At 47.7% G+C, this 18,290-nt stretch carries 16 protein-coding genes and 1 other annotated feature; of the genes, 15 read left to right on the top strand and 1 reads right to left on the bottom strand.

The genetic code is table 11. The annotated features are described in order from the left end of the window. Positions 1–5 precede the first annotated feature (5 nt). From BLP63_RS02530 to pyrR, 5 genes are all read left to right on the top strand, one after another. A complete protein-coding gene (locus BLP63_RS02530) occupies positions 6–263 on the top strand; it encodes a YggT family protein (RefSeq protein WP_092589313.1) in 258 nt (85 codons plus the stop codon). A gap of 53 nt (positions 264–316) precedes the next feature. Beyond that, positions 317–1,060: a YlmH/Sll1252 family protein gene (locus BLP63_RS02525; protein WP_170829241.1), complete on the top strand. Its 744-nt coding sequence runs from the start codon at positions 317–319 to the stop codon at positions 1,058–1,060. Positions 1,061–1,130: 70 nt separating this feature from the next. After that, positions 1,131–1,354: a binding site (T-box leader), on the top strand. A 75-nt stretch (positions 1,355–1,429) separates the two neighbouring features. Further along, positions 1,430–4,528, top strand: a complete 3,099-nt coding sequence (gene ileS / locus BLP63_RS02520) for an isoleucine--tRNA ligase (protein WP_092589311.1) — start codon at positions 1,430–1,432, stop codon at positions 4,526–4,528. Positions 4,529–4,671: 143 nt separating this feature from the next. Further along, a complete protein-coding gene (locus BLP63_RS02515; protein WP_092589310.1) occupies positions 4,672–5,616 on the top strand; it encodes an RluA family pseudouridine synthase in 945 nt (314 codons plus the stop codon). Positions 5,617–5,626: 10 nt separating this feature from the next. After that, positions 5,627–6,178, top strand: a complete 552-nt coding sequence (gene pyrR, locus BLP63_RS02510; protein ID WP_330387064.1) for a bifunctional pyr operon transcriptional regulator/uracil phosphoribosyltransferase PyrR — start codon at positions 5,627–5,629, stop codon at positions 6,176–6,178. A 112-nt stretch (positions 6,179–6,290) separates the two neighbouring features. Here pyrR and BLP63_RS02505 read toward each other — a convergent pair whose 3' ends face one another. After that, the gene (locus BLP63_RS02505) at positions 6,291–8,090 is read right to left on the bottom strand and encodes an Rqc2 family fibronectin-binding protein (RefSeq protein WP_092589309.1); all 1,800 of its coding nucleotides are present in this window, start codon (positions 8,088–8,090) and stop codon (positions 6,291–6,293) included. Positions 8,091–8,201: 111 nt separating this feature from the next. Between BLP63_RS02505 and dapF the strand changes: the two genes are divergently transcribed. The 10 genes from dapF to rsmB all read left to right on the top strand — a co-directional run bounded on the left by dapF (position 8,202) and on the right by rsmB (position 18,273). Next, complete coding sequence (gene dapF, locus BLP63_RS02500; protein WP_170829240.1) at positions 8,202–9,047, top strand: diaminopimelate epimerase; 846 nt, start codon at positions 8,202–8,204, stop codon at positions 9,045–9,047. An 18-nt stretch (positions 9,048–9,065) separates the two neighbouring features. After that, a complete protein-coding gene (locus BLP63_RS02495; RefSeq protein ID WP_092589307.1) occupies positions 9,066–9,953 on the top strand; it encodes a YicC/YloC family endoribonuclease in 888 nt (295 codons plus the stop codon). Positions 9,954–10,007: 54 nt separating this feature from the next. Continuing rightward, positions 10,008–10,625 carry a guanylate kinase gene (gmk, locus tag BLP63_RS02490; RefSeq protein ID WP_092589306.1) on the top strand — a complete coding sequence of 206 codons (618 nt, stop codon included), beginning with the start codon at positions 10,008–10,010 and terminating at the stop codon, positions 10,623–10,625. Beyond that, positions 10,625–10,831: a DNA-directed RNA polymerase subunit omega gene (gene rpoZ / locus BLP63_RS02485; RefSeq protein WP_092589305.1), complete on the top strand. Its 207-nt coding sequence runs from the start codon at positions 10,625–10,627 to the stop codon at positions 10,829–10,831. The genes gmk and rpoZ overlap by 1 nt, the downstream gene beginning before the upstream one ends. Positions 10,832–10,835: 4 nt before the next feature. Continuing rightward, a complete protein-coding gene (gene coaBC, locus BLP63_RS02480) occupies positions 10,836–12,053 on the top strand; it encodes a bifunctional phosphopantothenoylcysteine decarboxylase/phosphopantothenate--cysteine ligase CoaBC (RefSeq protein ID WP_092589304.1) in 1,218 nt (405 codons plus the stop codon). A gap of 76 nt (positions 12,054–12,129) precedes the next feature. After that, positions 12,130–14,604, top strand: coding sequence for a primosomal protein N' (gene priA / locus BLP63_RS02475; protein ID WP_092589303.1), 2,475 nt, complete (start codon positions 12,130–12,132; stop codon positions 14,602–14,604). 56 nt (positions 14,605–14,660) lie between these two features. Next, positions 14,661–15,113 carry a peptide deformylase gene (def, locus tag BLP63_RS02470; RefSeq protein WP_092589302.1) on the top strand — a complete coding sequence of 151 codons (453 nt, stop codon included), beginning with the start codon at positions 14,661–14,663 and terminating at the stop codon, positions 15,111–15,113. An 8-nt stretch (positions 15,114–15,121) separates the two neighbouring features. After that, a complete protein-coding gene (gene fmt / locus BLP63_RS02465) occupies positions 15,122–16,072 on the top strand; it encodes a methionyl-tRNA formyltransferase (protein ID WP_092589301.1) in 951 nt (316 codons plus the stop codon). Between the two features lie 30 nt (positions 16,073–16,102). Further along, positions 16,103–16,801: a zinc metallopeptidase gene (locus tag BLP63_RS02460; RefSeq protein ID WP_242870761.1), complete on the top strand. Its 699-nt coding sequence runs from the start codon at positions 16,103–16,105 to the stop codon at positions 16,799–16,801. Positions 16,802–16,911: 110 nt separating this feature from the next. Continuing rightward, the gene (rsmB, locus tag BLP63_RS02455; RefSeq protein ID WP_092589300.1) at positions 16,912–18,273 is read left to right on the top strand and encodes a 16S rRNA (cytosine(967)-C(5))-methyltransferase RsmB; all 1,362 of its coding nucleotides are present in this window, start codon (positions 16,912–16,914) and stop codon (positions 18,271–18,273) included. Positions 18,274–18,290: the final 17 nt, after the last annotated feature.

Here is an 18,290-nt window from a genome sequence, read left to right as displayed (position 1 = left end):
TTTAAATGACTTTATTGAAAACAACTATGCTGTATTTTTTGAATCTGGTAGTGTTCCTCATCCTGATCCGGGCTGTGCTCAGCTGGTTTATCAGAGACTTGAGGAATCCTATTGCCGCATTTGTTTACCAGATAACGGAGCCGCTTTTGTCTCCCTTCAGACAGATCATCCAGAAGCTTGGTTATAACGGAATGATCGATTTTTCACCTATACTGCTGATCATTACCGTGCAGATGCTTTCAAACTTTATCCTTCGGTTATGATGGACAGATCGAGGTGGCTTGAAGGTGCCCGGGATGAAGCGACACGGGCTCAAATGGCAAAGGTATTTGATCATTTGATTCAATGCGAACGTCAAAACCGGCCTGTATTCACTGATTTCATAAATCCGGTGGTGCAAGACTTATGTCTGGCCCATTTTAATGCGGGCTATGACCGTGGGGATTTGCCATTTATGGTGTTTGAGGGCGGACATGAAAGCTTCGAATCCTGTGTTGTTGGCTTTTATCCTTTTGAGGATGAGGCAAAAGCTCTCAGAGCCCCCATAGTATTACTCGAAATTACAGCGTTTGAAGCAGCAGTCTCATGGTCGCACAGGGACTTGCTTGGTAGTCTTCTGGGATTAGGGCTATCCAGAGAAAAATTTGGAGATCTCAGAGTTGGGAAAGGCGCTGCTTATGTTTTTGTCCTTGAAAAACTTGCGCCATTTGTCCTTTCGTCACTATCCAGAGTTTCAAAGGACCCAGTCAGCGTTTCAGAAGTGCCCTGGTCGAGCTTTCCTTTAGAGGAAGCTGGCGGAGAACTGCTGTTCAGAACTGTTAAATCGCCCAGGCTGGATGCGGTCATTGCCGCAGGCTTTGACCTTTCCAGAGGTCAAGCTCAGAAGCTGGTTGAAGCTGAGCGGGTAAAAGTGAACCATAGACCTGTGAGCAAGCCTGACAAGACTGTTCCGGAGGGCGCGGTCATTTCAGTTCGGGGATTTGGGCGTCTGGTGCTAACGGCGCAATTAGGACAATCCAAGAAAGATAGGGAAAAAATGCAGCTTAAGCGGTTTCGTTAGCCCATGAATTTAGAGAGGTTCAACAAGAACGGTTGACGTTCAACTAAAATTGTAATATAATTTTGCAGTGTATACAGCGAAGATGGGAAGAGTATTTCAAGTCATGTGTCTTAAGAGAACCGGCGTAAGGTGCGAGCCGGTGTCCAGCTTGAAAGAAAATCACCCCTGAGCTTCCGGAGCGCGCTATATTTTAAAAGCCAGCTTTGGACGTCAAAGCCGCGTTAAGGCTTCTGAGTGGTGTTCCGTTTACGGGACGCAAGCTGGGTGGTACCGCGATCAATGATCGTCCCTGGGCATGTTTTTGCTCAGGTTTTTTTTGTGTTAAAAGTCCGGCAATTGTCGGAACATATAGAATAGGGGTGTTGATGCGTGCATTATCCTGAATTATCAAAGAAACCGGTTTCAGAGACCGAAAAAGCGCTGAGAGGTCATTGGGACCAGATTGACTTGCTCCATCAAAGTGTCAACAGCCGTGAAGGCAGTCCAGGGTTTGTCTTTTATGATGGCCCACCGACCGCGAACGGACGGCCGGGCATACATCACGTTTTGGCGAGGGCGCTCAAGGACTCAGTTTGCCGCTATAAGACCATGCAGGGCTACCAGGTCAAAAGAAAAGCAGGCTGGGACACTCATGGGCTACCGGTGGAGATCGAAGTTGAAAAGCGTTTGAACCTCAACAACAAGCTTGAAATCGAATCCTATGGCATAGAAAACTTCAACCAGCAGTGCCGGGATTCTGTCTTCGAATATGAAAGCGTCTGGCGTGAACAAACAGAGCGGATGGCTTATTTAATTGATCTTGAGAACCCATATATCACTCTGGACAATGATTATATTGAAACAGAATGGTGGATTTTGGATCAATTCTTTAAACAAGGCTATATTTATGAAGGCCACAAGATTTTGCCTTACTGCGCGCGTTGCGGGACAGGACTGGCTTCCCACGAGGTCGCCCAGGGGTATCAGGAGATTAAGACAGCGACAGTCTATGTCAAGTTTAAACGCAAGGATGCGGACGAGTACTTCCTGGTATGGACAACGACACCTTGGACACTGGCTTCCAATGTTGCCCTTACTGTAGGTCCTAAAGAAATCTATCTCAAGGTTAAACAAAATGATGAGATCTATTATGTCGCCAAAGCTTTGGCACCGGCTGTGCTCGGAAAAGAATACGAAGTCCTTGAGGAAATGGATGGAAAATCACTGGAATATGTGGAATATGAACAGCTTATGCCATTTGTCAAGGCAGATAAAAAAGCGTTTTTTGTGACTCTGGCAGACTATGTTACGACTGAGGACGGCACGGGCATCGTTCATACGGCGCCTGCCTTTGGTGAAGATGACTATAATACAGGCCTTCGTTATAACCTTCCTGTGCTTCAGCCCGTCAATGAAGATGGGAAGTATACGGAAACCCCATGGGAAGGCAAATTTGTCATGGACGCGGATCCGGAAATTATTGATTGGCTCAAGGAGACTGGCAAGCTTTACAAGCGCCAGACCATGGCCCACAATTATCCGCACTGCTGGCGGTGCAAAACACCGCTGCTCTATTACGCAAAACCAAGCTGGTATATTGAAATGACAAAGCTGAGGGATCAGCTGATCGATAACAATAATACAGTCAACTGGCACCCTTCCTATGTTGGCGAAAAGCGTTTTGGAAACTGGCTGGAGAATGTCAATGACTGGGCGATTTCAAGAAGCCGTTACTGGGGTACGCCACTCAACATCTGGCGCTGTGATGAGTGTGGACAGACGACCTCTGTCGCTTCCCGACAAGAGCTTGTGGACCGCGCGAAGGAGAAGATTGGTCTCGACGTTGAGCTGCACCGCCCTTATGTGGATACCATTCACCTGACTTGTGACAAATGCTCCGGCAATATGACCAGAGTTCTGGATGTCATTGACTGCTGGTTCGACAGTGGAGCTATGCCATTCGCACAGCATCACTGGCCTTTTGAGAATAAAGAGAATTTTGACGAGCTGTTCCCGGCGGACTTCATCTGCGAGGGTATTGACCAGACTCGAGGGTGGTTCTATTCCTTGCTTGCCATTTCGACTTTTGTCATGGGAAAAGCGCCATATAAGAATGTGCTTGTCAACGATTTGATTCTGGACAAAGAAGGCAAGAAAATGTCCAAGTCCAGAGGCAACATTGTCGATTCATTTAAGCTTTTTGATCAATATGGCGCGGATGTCGTGCGTTGGTACCTTTTCTTCGTTTCACCAGCCTGGACACCAACCCGCTTTGATGAAGAAGGCGTTCGCGAGGTTGAAAGCAAGTTCTTCAGGACTATAAAAAACGTTTATAATTTCTTCAGCCTTTATGCAAATACAGATCAGGTTGACGCGACAGAAAAATTCGTGCCTCATGGGGCGCGTCCTGAACTTGACCGCTGGATTTTATCAAAGCTGAATCGTCTCGTAAAGGAAGCTACAGAAGCTCTGGAAGCTTATGATACAACAAAGGCAGTTCGCAAAATTCAGGAATTTGTCAACGAAGACCTTTCCAACTGGTACATCCGCCGTTCCAGACGTCGCTTCTGGGAAACGGAAATGTCCGAGGATAAAATTGCTGTCTATAATACAACTTACGAGACACTGATCACGGTCTGTAAACTGGCGGCGCCTTTCGCGCCATATGTCACTGAAGAAATTTACCGCAATCTGACGGGTGAAATGTCTGTGCATCTCGCCATGTACCCTGTCGCGGATGACGCCTTGATAGATGAACGCGTTGAGCAGCGCATGGACTTGATCAGGGACTTGGTGACGCTTGGCAGAGGTGCAAGGGAGTCGGTTAAGATTAAGGTTCGCCAGCCAATTCAACGGGTTTATGTGGATGGACGTTATGAAGACCTGATCTCAGATCTATCTGACCTGATCGAGGAAGAACTCAACGTTAAGGAAGTTGTCTTCGCTGAAGACCTTGGGCTCTACATGAATTTTTCACTTAAGCCAAACTTTAAGGTGCTCGGACCGATACTCGGAAACAAAATGGGCGCATTTTCAAAAGTGCTCCAGGCTTTGAGCCCACAGACGGTGGCACCTGTCCTCAACGGTGGTGGAACTTATGAAATTGAGCTTGAAGGTGAGCCTTTTGTACTGGATCAGGAAAATGTACTCGTCAATATTTCCGCGAAAGAGGGCTTTACTGTGGGTATGGACAACAACTTGTTCATGATCCTTGATACGACCTTATCAGAGGCGTTGATCCTGGAAGGCTACGCCCGGGAATTGATCTCAAGGGTGCAGCAAATGCGTAAAGCAAATGATTTCAATGTTCTTGACGAAATTAAGATTTTCTACGCATGTGACGACCGTTTTAACGAAGGGATCCAGGCCCATAGCGACTATATCAAGGGCGAGACACTTGCCGTAGAGCTCCTTAGAGGTCAGGAAGCACCTTATGAGTCTTATGTACTCAATGATTGTGATGTAAAACTGTACGTCGAAAAGATCTAAAATGAATCTATGAACGTGCAGCGGCATGATAGATGCGCCGCGCAGGTACAAAAAGAAGACAGTCATAGCAGGGACCAGCCTTAGGGCTTGTCCCTGTCGCTGTCTCGGCGTGGAACAGTTTTGAAAGGGAAGGAGGACTTGGGATGCAGGAGGCACGCGTAGAGACTTTGCGCTTCGAATACGAAGATATGGAAGCGGAGCGTCTGGATGTTTATTTGAGCCGGATGACGGGCGCCACATCCAGGACCTATCTTCAGAAACTGATCAAGGAAGGTCAAGTGACTGTTAACGGACAGGTCGTCACAGTCAAGAAGGAAAAACTGAAAAGCGGAGATATTGTATCCCTGGCGCTTCCGCCTCTTGAGCCCATGACGCTTCAACCGGAAGCAATCCCTCTCGATATTGTCTTTGAGGATGATGACCTCCTGGTGGTCAACAAGGCCAGCGGCATGGTGGTTCACCCTGCCCCGGGAAGCAGTACAGGCACCTTGGTCCACGCACTTCTGCATCACTGCAAAGGTCAGCTTTCGGGAATCAATGGCGTCGCGAGGCCAGGCATTGTCCACAGATTGGACAAAGATACTTCGGGCCTTATGATGGTCGCAAAAACTGATCGAGCCCACCGCGCGCTTGCAGAGGAACTTAAGAATCAGAAGTCCATCCGGCGCTACTGTGCTTTAGTTGTGGGTGTCATGAAACATGAAGAAGGGCGTATAGAAGGGCCAATTGGAAGAGATCCGAAAAACAGACTCAGGATGGCCATAGTTGAAGGCGGTAAACCTGCAGTAACACATTATAAGGTCCTGCAAAGATTCCGTCATTATACGCTGGTGGAATGCAGACTTGAAACTGGACGCACCCATCAGATCCGTGTTCACCTGAGATCTATTGGCCATCCTATTGCCGGGGATCCTCTTTATGGCACCAAAACACCCCTTTTTCCTCTGGAAGGTCAGTTTCTGCACGCCAGAACTTTGGGATTGACACATCCAGTCACTCATGAATTGATGATATTTGACTCAGAGCTGCCTACACGCTTTATAGCTGCTCTCGAGAAAATTGAAAGGCGGGATCAATCTGGAATTTAAAGCGAGCATTATGGACGCTCAAGCGATTTCAAGGGCAGTGACCAGGCTCTCACATGAAATCATTGAGCGCAATAAAGGGATTGAGGATGTCGTCATTGTAGGTATTCGTTCACGCGGTGAACCGCTGGCCAGACGCATAGCAAAAAAGATTGAAGCCATAGAGGGCGCAAACGTCAGGACGGGTGCCCTTGATATCACAAAATACAGGGATGACCTGAAGTCTGACCACCAGTCTCCGCTGGGACAGTGGGAGCAAAAGGCCTCAATGGATCAGACTCAGACAGCCAGCGATATCTCCTTTGAGATCACTGGTCTGAATGTGGTGCTGGTAGATGATGTCATTTATACGGGTCGTACGGTAAGAGCTGCCCTGGATGCTTTGATGGATTTTGGGAGACCTAAGACCATTCAGCTCGCTGTTTTAGTGGACCGAGGACACAGAGAGCTGCCAATCCGGGCAGACTACGTTGGAAAAAATGTACCGACCTCAAGTCGAGAAATCGTCAAGGTAAGGTTGACTGAAAAAGATGAAAAAGATGAGGTTATAATCTACGAAAAATAAGGGGCTTATGTTCAAAATACGTATTAGCGCATAAGAAAAGCGAGGGTAGGTTTTTAAACAGATTTAATCCTTCCTCGCTTTTTTATGTTTTGTCCCTTTGGGGTTTTGAATCTCAGTTTGGCAGCTGCAGTCTTTTGACAACAGCTTCATCCGGCGTGACATAAATGGTTTTATACTGGACGTATATCACCATGCCGGGCTTTGCGCCAGAGGGTTTTGAGACGTGCCGTATCTCGGTGTAATCCACCGGGACCTGACCGCTCAGCCTGGCTTTGGAGTGCCACGCCGCCAGCATGGCAGCTTCATAGAGGGTTTCCTCATTTGTGGTTTTTCCATGCGTTCGAATGACGACATGTGAACCAGGAACGGATTTTGTATGAAACCACAAATCTTTGTTGGAGGCGGTTTTCAAGGTCAACTCATCATTTTGGACATTGTTGCGCCCAACCAGTATTTCAAAACCGTCTGTGCTGAGATATTGCAGAGGCGCGGATTTTGGACGCTTATCCTTTTTTCGTCCACGACTCTTCATATAGCCTTCCTCAGCGAGCTCCAGCCGGATTGCCTCGAGATTGGAGGCTTCCGTCGATTGCTCTATTTGAAGCAAAACACTTTCAAGGTAATCAATTTCTGCTTGAGTCTGAGTCAGCTGAATCAAAATTTCTGTTTGCCCGTTTTTCAGCTTCGTATATTTTCTGAAGCAGCGCTGGGCATTTTCGACAGGTGTCAGTCGAACATCCATAGGGACCCGAATTTCGGGCGCACCTTCTTCAAAGAAGTTCTCGACCACCGCTTCATGATCCCCTTTTGAAAGCCTGTAGACATTTGCCATGATCAGCTCACCCATTTGACGCTGCGTTTCGGCATCCTCCGCGTGCTTCAGATCCACCTCAAGATGACTTTTTTTATTGATCACGCGCTCGAGTCGGTTTTCAACCAGCTTTTTCATTGAAGCTGCTTTTTGTTCCAAACGATCCTGGAGGTCTCTGTCTTCGAACATTTGGTTGACACAGCGTGAAGGCTCAAGGACTTCGGACAAACGCCCTGAAGCCTCGAGACGCAGTGAGGGTGCTGCCGTCATGTCCAGCGGTTTGCCGGCATCATCCAAAATCAGCCGTGTTTCCAATGCTTCAGAGACCAACTGATGCTTCATCTTTTTAAGGACGGACTCCAGCGACTCCCGGGGGCCTTCACCAAGTCCGGATAGAAGCTGATCCGGATCAACGCCTGCCTCGAGGCAGAGCTGCTGACAGAGCGCAGGGGAGAAGCCCTGATAAGTTGTCAATAACCACTTTTGAACAGATTTTGATGAAAGAGACAGTTCGTTAATCGCCGGAGCGTTCGCCTCAATATCTGATGCTGCTGAGGGGCCAAATAACGGCGGAGCCACATCCCTAAGATCCAGTTTGCCGCCGGGCGGCAGTTGGTAGACAACGCCGGGATAGATCTGACGGACCCTTGAAATGGCGCTCGATATTCTCTTTACAGAGTCCACAACCACCTGAGTATCCGCCTGGTAAAAGATCACATTGGAATGCCGCCCCATGATTTCCGCACACAAGACCCTTTCCACCCGGTTGCCCAACTCGTCGAAGGTGTCGAACACAAAGTCGAGGATGCGTTCAAGACCTCGCTGACGAATCTCTGTCAGTCTCGCGCCGGTCAGATGCTTTCTGAGCAGCATGCAAAACATAGGGGGCTGCATGGGGTTCTCAGGCTTAGCCTGAGTCAGAGAGACATAAGGCAAAGAAGAAGAGGCTGAGAGCTTTAGCCGATGGTTGTTCCGATCACTCCGAATCCCAAGGATCAAGGTGTCTTTTTCGGGCTGATAAATCTTATCAACGCGCCCCCCAATTAATTTTTCTCTGAGCTCAGCAGCGAGTGCCGCCATAAAAATGCCATCATAGGCCATTGAGATCCCTCCTGAAGTACAATAAGTATAGCACGTGGGCCGCAATTTATAAAGAAATCAGCCCCAGTCTATGTTAGAATAAGTCATAGACTTTCGAAAGGGGCAGTTATTTTGAAATGGACTAAATGGCATGGCGCCGGCAATGATTTTTTAATTGGCGACTGGTCGGAGCTTTATGAGGAGTCAGCGTGGCAAACTTTGATCGCAAAGATTTCTCACCGACATTTTGGGGTCGGCGCAGATGGCGTAATGCTCGTAGCACCCAGCCAAAATCTGGAATATGCGGCCAGAATGCTGTATTATAATTCAGATGGTTCAAGAGCTGCCATGTGCGGCAATGGGATCCGTTGCTTTTCAGCACACCTCCACCGTTTGGGCATGGTTAAGGAAGGCGGCTTTAAAATTCTGACGGATGATGGGCCTAAGGATGTACTTCTAACCGTGGGGGAAGAAGGCTATAAAATTAGAATTTCTATGGGCGCCGCAGTATTCGCTGCGGATCAGATTCCTGTAGTCGCTGAAAAAGGTTACATGCTGGACGAGGAAATTGAAGTAGCTGGAAGTCGGATCAAAGCGACTGCGCTTCGGGTTGGTGTGCCACATCTCGTCATAGAAATGGATGAGCTGCTTGAGACAGAGATCAGAAGACTGGGGCCGCTGCTTGAAAACCACCCGCTTTTTCCTCAGAAAATAAATGTCAACTTTGTCAAACAGACCAGTGCTTCTGCACTTGAGGTCGTGACCTGGGAACGGGGAGCGGGATTGACTCTGGCGTGCGGGACAGGGGCTTGTGCTTCTTTTTATGCGCTGCTTCATGCCGGGAGACTTGAGAGAAGCGCAGCGGTAACCGTTCCTGGAGGTGTCCTTGAGATCAGCGCGAACGACACAGAGGAAATCCTCATGACGGGGCCTGCAGTTGCCGTCGCTGAGGTAGAGACCTTTGAAGCAATAAAATAATTAAAAGGCGGAGGATAGATGATGACATTTTCCATGACAGGCTATGGGCGTGGTGAAGCCAGCAATGACAGAATCAAAATTGTAGTGGAGATAAAATCCGTCAATCACAGGTATTCAGAAATTGTCGCGAAGATTCCAAAGAAAATGAATCCTTTCGAAGACCGCGTCAAAAGTATGATTAAAGAAAAAGTACAGAGAGGCAGAATTGAGCTTTTCGTCAATTATGAGGAACAAGTTGGCGCGGATTACGCCATTCAGCCTAATGAGGGCGTTCTTGACCAGTACTATGAAGCGCTGATGCAATTAAAAGAGCGTTATGACCTTAAGGATCACGTGACGCTGTCACTCATGTCCAGACACCCGGAGGCCTTTAGGGTGGAATATGTGGAAGTGGACAGTGACGCGATTTGGGCTGTCCTTGAAAAGGCAGCGTCAGATGCCATTTCACAAATGGTTGAAATGCGAAGTATAGAAGGCGCTAAACTGGTTGAAGACGTTTTCGAACGCATTGCCCAGATGAAAACTCGCCTTGAAAAAATTGAAAGTCAGTCGCCACAAATTGTGGAGGCATACAGACAGAAGATGAGGGACCGTCTGACAGATTTGCTCAGTGATATGGGCATCCAAATTGACGAAGCGAGGATTGCCCACGAAATCGCAATTTTTGCAGATAAAACTAATGTCACTGAGGAAATAGTCAGATTGAAATCTCATTTTGACCAAATTGCTGATATATTGGAACAAGGCGGCGCTGCCGGCAGAAAACTCGATTTTTTGGTACAGGAAATGAATAGGGAAGTCAATACCATCGGCTCAAAATCACCTGACTTTGAGATTAGCAACGATGTGATTGAATTGAAGAGTGAGCTTGAAAAAATCAGAGAACAAATCCAAAATATCGAATAGATAGAGTTTAATACGAAAAGTTGAGAATCCGTCTGAAGGGGAGTAGCGTTTAGAATGATGAGAAGAGGGTTGCTGCTGGTTGTATCCGGGCCTTCCGGAGTCGGCAAGGGAACCATATGCAAGGCATTGATGAAGCTTCGGGAAGACATAGTTTTATCCGTTTCCATGACGACACGGGCCCCTCGAGTCGGTGAAACGGAAGGGGTCAACTATTTTTTCACGGATCATAAAACTTTCGAAAGTATGATTCAGAACGGCGAGCTGCTTGAGTTCGCCAAAGTCTATGACAATTACTACGGGACGCCAAAAGCCTTCGTTATGGAACAGCTCGAAAAAGGTATGGATGTTTTGCTTGAAATTGACATACAGGGCGCCCTGAAAGTAAAAGAACAGTATCCTGAAGGTGTGTTCATTTTTATTTTGCCGCCGACTATGGAAGAACTGAGAAACAGAATTGTCGGGCGCGGGACAGAAACACCGGAAGCCATTGACAAGCGTTTTACTGCCGCCTACAATGAGATAGACTTAATGGAAAACTACAACTACTTTATATTTAACGATCGTGTGGATCTGGCGACAACCAGATTGATTTCCATTATTGAAGCTGAACGCCTGAGAATCAGGCCTAAATTTGTAAAGACGCTGATCAGAGAAATTAAGGAGGAATATTAATGCTTAACCCACCTATCAATGAACTTATCGATATTGCCGGCAGCCGTTATGCCCTTGTCATTTTAACTTCAAGACGTGCGCGTCAGATCATTGACGGCGCAGAACTAAAAATTGAGTACACTCAAAGTAAAAAGCCTATGAGCATAGCGACACAGGAGCTCTATGAGCACAAACTTGAAATCATAGATTTTGACAAAGAGGAGTAGAAAAATGAGTGGTCCATTGACTGGCAAGAATATAGTCCTGGGTGTAACAGGCGGTATTGCGGCTTATAAGTCGGCTGATCTTGTCAGCAGACTCAGAAAACTGGATGCCAATGTTTATGTGGTCATGACAGCCCATGCGAAAGCATTTATTTCCCCTCTGACCTTTCAGTCCCTCTCGCAGAATTATGTCGTCGAGGACATGTTTGAGGCGCCCAGAACTTGGGATGTGGAGCATATTGCGCTTGCCAAGCTCGCGGATCTATTTGTCGTCGCGCCGGCAACAGCTAATTGTCTCGCGAAAATGGCCGCGGGGATCGCGGACGACTTCTTGTCGACAACGCTATTGGCGACAAAGGCCCCCATTCTTGTGGCGCCAGCCATGAATACGCAAATGTATCTTAACGCTGTGACGCAGAGGAACATAAGGACTCTCGAGGATTTGGGCGTTCTTTTTGCCTCGCCTGGGAGCGGCAGATTGGCTTGTGGGGATGAAGGGGTCGGAAAAATGGCCGAGCCTCAACAGATTGTGGATGAAATAGTAAAGCTCATGGAGAAGGCGCCGGCTGCTGAAGAATCAGGCAGTCTTAGTGGCAGACGGGTCCTGATCACGGCGGGGCCTACACGGGAGCCGCTGGATCCCGTCCGTTATCTGACCAATCATTCCACCGGAAAAATGGGTTATGCCATTGCCTCGGCAGCGGCAGCCATGGGTGCTGAAACCAAACTGGTTTCCGGTCCGGTTGAGCTGGGCGCGCCATCCGGTGTAACACGGATTGATGTAGAGACCGCGCAAGAAATGTTTGAGGCGGTCATGTCAGACTTGAATTTTGATATCATTATTATGACCGCAGCGGTAGCGGATTACAGGCCTAAAGCTGTAGCGTCTCAAAAGATCAAGAAAGTGGAAGGGGATTTGGCGCTTGAACTGACGCGAAATCCAGATATTCTTTATGAGGTCGGCAAGGTGAAAAACAAACAGATCCTCATAGGCTTTGCCGCTGAGACCGAAAAGGTGTTGGAGCACGCCGAGGCGAAGCTCCGAAAGAAAAATCTCGATATGATAGTTGCCAACGATGTTACAGTCAAGGGTGCCGGCTTTGGAAGCGATACCAATGTCGTGACTTTTATAACCGCGGACGGTGAACAAACCGCTTATGATCAAATGGGAAAAGCTGATGTAGCCAAAGCCATTCTCAAAAAAGCGGTCTCTTTGCTGCCTTAGGTCTGAATTCCAGGAATCCATCCGGGGGTAGAGCTGATCTACTCCTGTTTCTTTGTTTTACTGTGGAGGTGTTTCAATGCTTCACCCAGAGATCAACCCAGAGGGGCAGAAGTCACTTGCAGACGTGATTGTACTAAAGATGACGCGAGCGCTGGATCAGCTGTTCACCTACAGTATTCCGGAGATGCTGGAGAATGAAGTCGTCATAGGCAGCAAGGTCATAGTCCCATTTGGCTCAGGTGATGCCACGCACGAAGCCATTGTCGCAGTTAGGCGGGCACCCTCTCAGAAAGATCAAATAGAAAAGCTCAAGTCTGTCGTGAGTGTCTGTGACAGCGCTGCGGCACTTGATGAACGCCGTGTTGAACTGGCGCTATGGATCAGGGCACGCTATTTGACCAATTACTCTCAGGCAGCTTCGCTTCTTTTGCCAAGTGGGACGACCCTAAAACGTGATTATAAGATCATAAGGGCAGAAATTGCGACGCATGAGATCATAGAGGCACTGCCGGAAGCGGAAAAAGCGCTTATAGACAGAATTGCTTCAAAAACTGTATTCCAGAGCGAACTTAAGGAAAATGAGCAGACGCTTTTGAAAAGCATCATAAAAAAAGGCGTCGCTGAGAAACGGGAACATTTGACAACCTCAGTCAGAGAGCGTTACAACCGCTTTTTCAGTCTTACGGATCCTGGAGCGGCAGAGACTTGGCTGGAACAGATTCCAAAGCATCAAACTGTTAAGCGAGGGATCCTCGAGATGCTAAGGGACTATGGCAGGGTAGAAGAATCCAGACTTAAACGGGAAGTTAAAGCGACAAAAGCTGGACTTGAAAAGCTGGAGGAAGAAGGAAAGATAAAAGCTGAGACTGAAGAGGCATTTACTTTCCCCACTTACTATGATTCAGGCAAAAAGAATACTTTTGTAGCTTTTTCAAGTGAGCAGAAAGCAGCCTTTGACCTGATCAGCAGCAGTGTGATAAACCACGAGCCCGAGGCTTTTTTGCTTCACGGCGTTACTGGCAGTGGTAAAACAGAGGTTTATATGGAGCTCGCGGACTTAGCCATTGCAGAAGGACGCCAGGTCATTATTCTGGTGCCTGAAATATCCTTGACACCACAGCTGGTGGATCGCTTCAGAAGACGGTTTGGTGACCGGATTGCCATTTTGCACAGTCGCATGAACGCGACACAAAGATTTGATCAATGGCGCGCCATAGGCAGAGGGGATTATGACATAGTCATTGGCCCAAGATCAGCGCTTTTCGCGCCTTGTGCTTCTGTTGGCCTCATTGTGGTAGATGAGGCACACGACAGCTCCTACAAGTCAGACCAGGTACCCAAATATCACGCTGTGGAGGTAGCGGGCGCTTTATGCAAGCTTCACAACGCGCCTCTGATTCTTGGGTCGGCGACGCCTTCCTTAGAACAGTATCACGAAGCCAGGAGCGGTGGACTGCAGTTGGTCGAGATGCACAAACGCTTCAGCAAAGTAGCGCTGCCAAGTGTGGAAATTGTGGATATGCGCCTGGAGCTCATGTCAGGGAACCGGTCTATGTTCAGCAGAACACTTGAAGAGGCTATTAACAGAGCCCTTGAAAATGGACAGCAAATCATGCTGCTCCTAAACAGAAAAGGGTATCACACGTTCATTTCCTGCCGTAGCTGCGGTTATGCACTGAAATGTCCAAACTGTGATGTGAGCCTTATTTTCCACAAAGGACAAAATCATGCAAGGTGCAGCTATTGTCATTATAGGTCGTCAATCCCGACAGTATGTCCTGAATGTGGCAGCCGTTACTTCAAGTTTTATGGCAGTGGGACTGAAAAGGTCGAAGAGGCTTTTAAAGAAAAATTTCCTGATGTCATAACAGCGAGAATGGATAGTGAGTCTATATCCAAAAAAGGCGCTCTGGAGGAAATTCTTGAGCGTTTCGAATCTGGTGAGATACGGGTACTCATAGGGACGCAGCTGATTTCAAAGGGACTTGATTTTGCAAATGTTGGTTTAGTCGGTGTTGTCCTGGCGGATGTGACACTCAATCTGCCTGACTTTCAGGCTTCAGAGAGAACCTTTCAATTGATGACTCAAGTCAGTGGAAGATCCGGCAGGTCAAAAACCCAAGGGCGTGTTGTGGTCCAAACTTATACGCCGGAGCATTTTGCGCTTATCAGGGCAGCTGAACATGATTATTTGGGCTTTTACGAAGAAGAAATGGGCATACGTAAAGCTTTTGGCTATCCGCCCTATCTTCAGATGGCCAATATCATCCTCTCCGGGTTTAAGCCCGAAGATGTCGAAAAGAGTGCCGCGAAGCTCTATGAATGGCTGAGCAAGCATTTGCCCTCTGAAATGATCAAAAAAGGACATCTTGTAATTCTGGGACCTAATCCAGCGATCTACAGCAAAATAAAAAATAGATATCGATGGCAAATTATAATAAAATATAAGGAAGAGATGCTGACGCTAATTGAAGAGGTTTTGCGAAAGCTGCCAACACAGCGTGAAGATGTAAGATGCGCTGTGGATGTCAGAGCGATCAGTGTCTTATAAGCAGCCGCCAAAAATTGGCGCGCTGCACCTGTACAGGGTAAGGAGCGTGTTATGAAATGGCAATCAGAAATATTCGGACGGATGGAGATCCGGTTCTCAGAAAGCTTTCAAGAGAGGTTCAAATAGTCGATCAAAGGGTTAAAGAGATAGTCGCGGATATGGTGGATACCATGTATCATGCGGAAGGGGTCGGACTGGCTGCACCGCAGGTTGGTATACTCAAGCGGATTGCGGTTATTGATGTCTATGATGATACGGGCGTCAAAGTGCTGATCAATCCAAAAGTTATCAAAGAAGAGGGCGAGCAGTTTGAAGTCGAAGGCTGCCTGAGCGTGCCTGAAAGAGCTGGCTCTGTACGCCGGCCGGCGAAAGTCTGGGTTGAAGCCCTGAATGAAAACGGTGAAGTCTATGTCGTCGAAGGCGAGGGGCTGCTCGCCAGGGCGCTTTGTCACGAAATTGATCACCTGGATGGTGTACTTTTTATCGATAAAATGATTGAGGAAGCGTAGGTGGCACTATGAAGATCGTTTTTATGGGGACACCAGAATTTGCGGTGCCATGTCTGGAGACTTGCATCCATTTTGAAGGGGCCCAGGTCATAGGTGTGTTTACCCAGCCAGACCGTCCAAAGGGCAGGGGCAACAAGCTGACACCGCCTCCGGTGAAAGCGGCAGCGCAAAAAGAGGACATTCCCGTGTATCAGCCTGAAAAAATTAAAAGCGCGCAAGCTATGGAGATACTCAAGGGGCTGAACCCGGACCTGATTGTCGTCGTGGCCTATGGTCAGATTCTCTCACAGGAAATCCTGGACTTGCCGGCATATGGGTGTATCAACGTGCATGCTTCACTTCTTCCTAAGCTCAGAGGTGCGTCGCCAATTCAATGGGCCATTGTCAGCGGCGAAAATGAAACGGGTGTGACCACCATGAAAATGAGTGCTGGACTGGATGAAGGCGACATGCTTCATAAGCAAAGCCTCAAGTTGTCAGATACGATTACCGGAGGCGCTCTGCACGATCTGCTGATGCAGATGGGTGCGAATGTCCTGAAAGAAACTTTGGAAGGCATAGTGAAAGGCAGCTTGACACCTGTACCCCAGGATCACAAACTTTCCACTTATGCGCCCAAAATTGAAAAAAGGATGGCTGAAATTGACTGGGAGAGAACCGCAGAGGAAATCAGTGCCCTGGTCAGGGGCTTTGATCCGTGGCCCGCTGGTTTGACCTCCTTGGGTGAGGTTAAGCTTAAGGTGTTCACGCCAGAGGTTGTGCGTGAAGACAGCCTTAAATCTATGGCAGTTCAGGCGGAGCCCGGTGTTCTGATCGACGTTGATCGCGTCAGCTTCACAGTCAAAGCCGGTCGGGGCGCAGTGAGATTTTTTGAGATACAAGCACCTGGCGCTCGCAGAATGAAAGTGTCTGACTATCTTCTCGGGCATAGCCTCAAGGCTGGGGACAGATTCAATTAAATTATTTTGCCCAAAACAGGAGGTCATAAAATGAATGGCTATATGGGAACGGCCGGATCACTGGGATTTTTGCTCCTGATCCCGGTTTATATTTTCGCTATGATCGCGCAGGTACAAGTTAAGTCAACGTTTACAAAGTATGCCCGGGTAGGTTCGTACAGAAGGATGAAAGGCGTAGAGGTGGCCAGGGCCATATTGGATAGGAATGGGCTTTATGATGTGGTTGTTGAGCCTGTGGCAGGATCTTTGACAGACCATTACGATCCCAGAAATAACAGGATTCGGCTGTCGCAAACCGTTTATGGAAGCGACAGTATTGCAGCCATCAGCGTTGCCGCCCATGAAGTGGGTCATGCTATCCAATACGCAAAAGGCTATAAGCCTATCCGGTTCAGAAATTTGTTTTTACCGCTTGCGAACTTGGGAAGCGGTATCCTTCCCATTCTTATAATGGCGGGATTTTTCTTCAGGATTGTTCCGCTTGTGGACCTTGGAATTTTGTTTTATCTCTTTGCTGTGCTGTTCCATATCGTGACTTTGCCAATTGAGTTCAATGCCAGCTCCAGAGCAATTGCAGAGCTGGTGGATGGCCGCTACATTATGGAGGACGAAGTCTCGTCTTCAAAAAAAGTACTTGGCGCAGCAGCGAGAACTTACGTCGCAAGCGCCGCTGTTTCAGTCATGGAGCTTGTCCGACTGTTGTTGATCCGGGACCGGATGAGAGATTAACAGATTATTAATGACGCAGTCACATCAGTCTTGTCAGAATTTGAATGTGACAAAAGTTCTACATGTACGTATGGGGGCTGAATTAGCCTGGAAATGGAGACGGTGAAATCATGACTATGCATGAAGGTGCCAAGCAGAATAATACCAGGAGACAACCCTCTGCACGTCAAACTGCGGTAGACCTTTTATTGGCTATTGACAAAAGGGGGCTTTTGTCCAGTGACGCTGTCAATAATTTGACCAGAGAAGGCGCGTTGTCTTCAGAGGATCGAAGACTTGCTGTACGTCTGATCTATGGTGTACTGGAACAGAAGCTCCTGTTGGATTATTTGCTTCAGCAAGTGTCGAGGACAAAGCTGTCAAAAATTGATCCATTTATTCACATGGTTTTACGGACTGCCATTTATCAAATGATGTTTATGGATCGTATACCTGCTTCGGCAGTCGTAAATGAAGCCGTTAAATTGTCGAAGAAGAAGGGCCAGCATCTAAGCAGTTTTGTCAACGGTGTTTTAAGAAATTTTCAGAGGGGTATGGGTAGCTTTGATGAACCCGTTCGAAGTGAAAACCCAAATGGTTTTCTTTCGATCATGTATTCACATCCTAAATGGCTTGTTGATCGCTGGGTGTCGCTATTTGGCTATGACTTCACCGAAGCCCTCATGGCGGCCAACAATGCCGAGCCGCCTTTAAGTGTGCGTGTCAACCGGCTTAAAGCCAGTACAGCTGAGGTTCAGAAGCGCCTTGAGCAGGATGGGATTATTTCTGAAGTCAGTTCAATTTTTGATTATGCGCTCATTATCCATTCCGGTCAGGATCGTGCGATTCAAACATGGCCGGCCTTTATTGGGGGAGAGCTCTACGTTCAGGATCTTGCGTCCATGATGGTGACAGAAATTCTTGATCCTCAGCCTGGAGAACGCATCCTGGATCTGTGTGCCGCGCCTGGCAGCAAGACCACACACATGGCAGAGAAGATGAATAATCGCGGGGAAATTACAGCCCGGGATGTTTCAGATAAAAAGCTTCAAAGGATCAAAGAAAATTCAAACCGTCTCGGTATTTCAATTATTAAGCCGCAAATTTGGGACGGTTTGGACTTTGACCCACAATCTGTTGACGCTTATGACCGTGTATTATTGGATGCCCCTTGTACAGGACTTGGGATCATAAGAAGAAAGCCGGAGATACGTTATAGACGACAGCCGGAAGATATTTCTTCCCTTGTGACACTTCAGTCTCAGCTCCTCGAGAACGCTTCACACTATGTGAAGAAGGGCGGAATCATGGTTTACAGCACCTGTTCAATTGATCCGGAAGAAAATCAAGGCGTCATTCAAAACTTTCTGTCAGCACATCCACAGTTTAAGTTGGTTGGTACACCATGGTCGGATGAGGATGGCTCAGTCAGACTTTACCCGAATGTTCAAAGGACAGATGGTTTTTTTATAGCAAAAATGGTTAGAGTCTAAATAACGAGGTGGTTCAT

Source organism: Acidaminobacter hydrogenoformans DSM 2784 (assembly GCF_900103005.1).
Lineage (GTDB): Bacteria > Bacillota > Clostridia > Peptostreptococcales > Acidaminobacteraceae > Acidaminobacter > Acidaminobacter hydrogenoformans.
The sequence above is the reverse complement of the archived record's forward strand: the minus strand, read 5'-3'. Positions and strand labels throughout refer to the sequence as shown.

Excerpts from the sequence above, each read along its gene's own strand:
- BLP63_RS02530 (WP_092589313.1), top strand. The coding sequence starts at position 6 with ATGACTTTATTGAAAACAACTATGCTGTATTTTTTGAATCTGGTAGTG.
- BLP63_RS02525 (WP_170829241.1), top strand. The coding sequence starts at position 317 with ATGGCAAAGGTATTTGATCATTTGATTCAATGCGAACGTCAAAACCGG.
- BLP63_RS02515 (WP_092589310.1), top strand. The coding sequence starts at position 4,672 with ATGCAGGAGGCACGCGTAGAGACTTTGCGCTTCGAATACGAAGATATG.
- pyrR (WP_330387064.1), top strand. The coding sequence starts at position 5,627 with ATGGACGCTCAAGCGATTTCAAGGGCAGTGACCAGGCTCTCACATGAA.
- BLP63_RS02505 (WP_092589309.1), bottom strand. The coding sequence starts at position 8,090 with ATGGCCTATGATGGCATTTTTATGGCGGCACTCGCTGCTGAGCTCAGA.
- BLP63_RS02495 (WP_092589307.1), top strand. The coding sequence starts at position 9,066 with ATGATGACATTTTCCATGACAGGCTATGGGCGTGGTGAAGCCAGCAAT.
- gmk (WP_092589306.1), top strand. The coding sequence starts at position 10,008 with ATGATGAGAAGAGGGTTGCTGCTGGTTGTATCCGGGCCTTCCGGAGTC.
- rpoZ (WP_092589305.1), top strand. The coding sequence starts at position 10,625 with ATGCTTAACCCACCTATCAATGAACTTATCGATATTGCCGGCAGCCGT.
- coaBC (WP_092589304.1), top strand. The coding sequence starts at position 10,836 with ATGAGTGGTCCATTGACTGGCAAGAATATAGTCCTGGGTGTAACAGGC.
- priA (WP_092589303.1), top strand. The coding sequence starts at position 12,130 with ATGCTTCACCCAGAGATCAACCCAGAGGGGCAGAAGTCACTTGCAGAC.
- def (WP_092589302.1), top strand. The coding sequence starts at position 14,661 with ATGGCAATCAGAAATATTCGGACGGATGGAGATCCGGTTCTCAGAAAG.
- fmt (WP_092589301.1), top strand. The coding sequence starts at position 15,122 with ATGAAGATCGTTTTTATGGGGACACCAGAATTTGCGGTGCCATGTCTG.
- BLP63_RS02460 (WP_242870761.1), top strand. The coding sequence starts at position 16,103 with ATGAATGGCTATATGGGAACGGCCGGATCACTGGGATTTTTGCTCCTG.
- rsmB (WP_092589300.1), top strand. The coding sequence starts at position 16,912 with ATGACTATGCATGAAGGTGCCAAGCAGAATAATACCAGGAGACAACCC.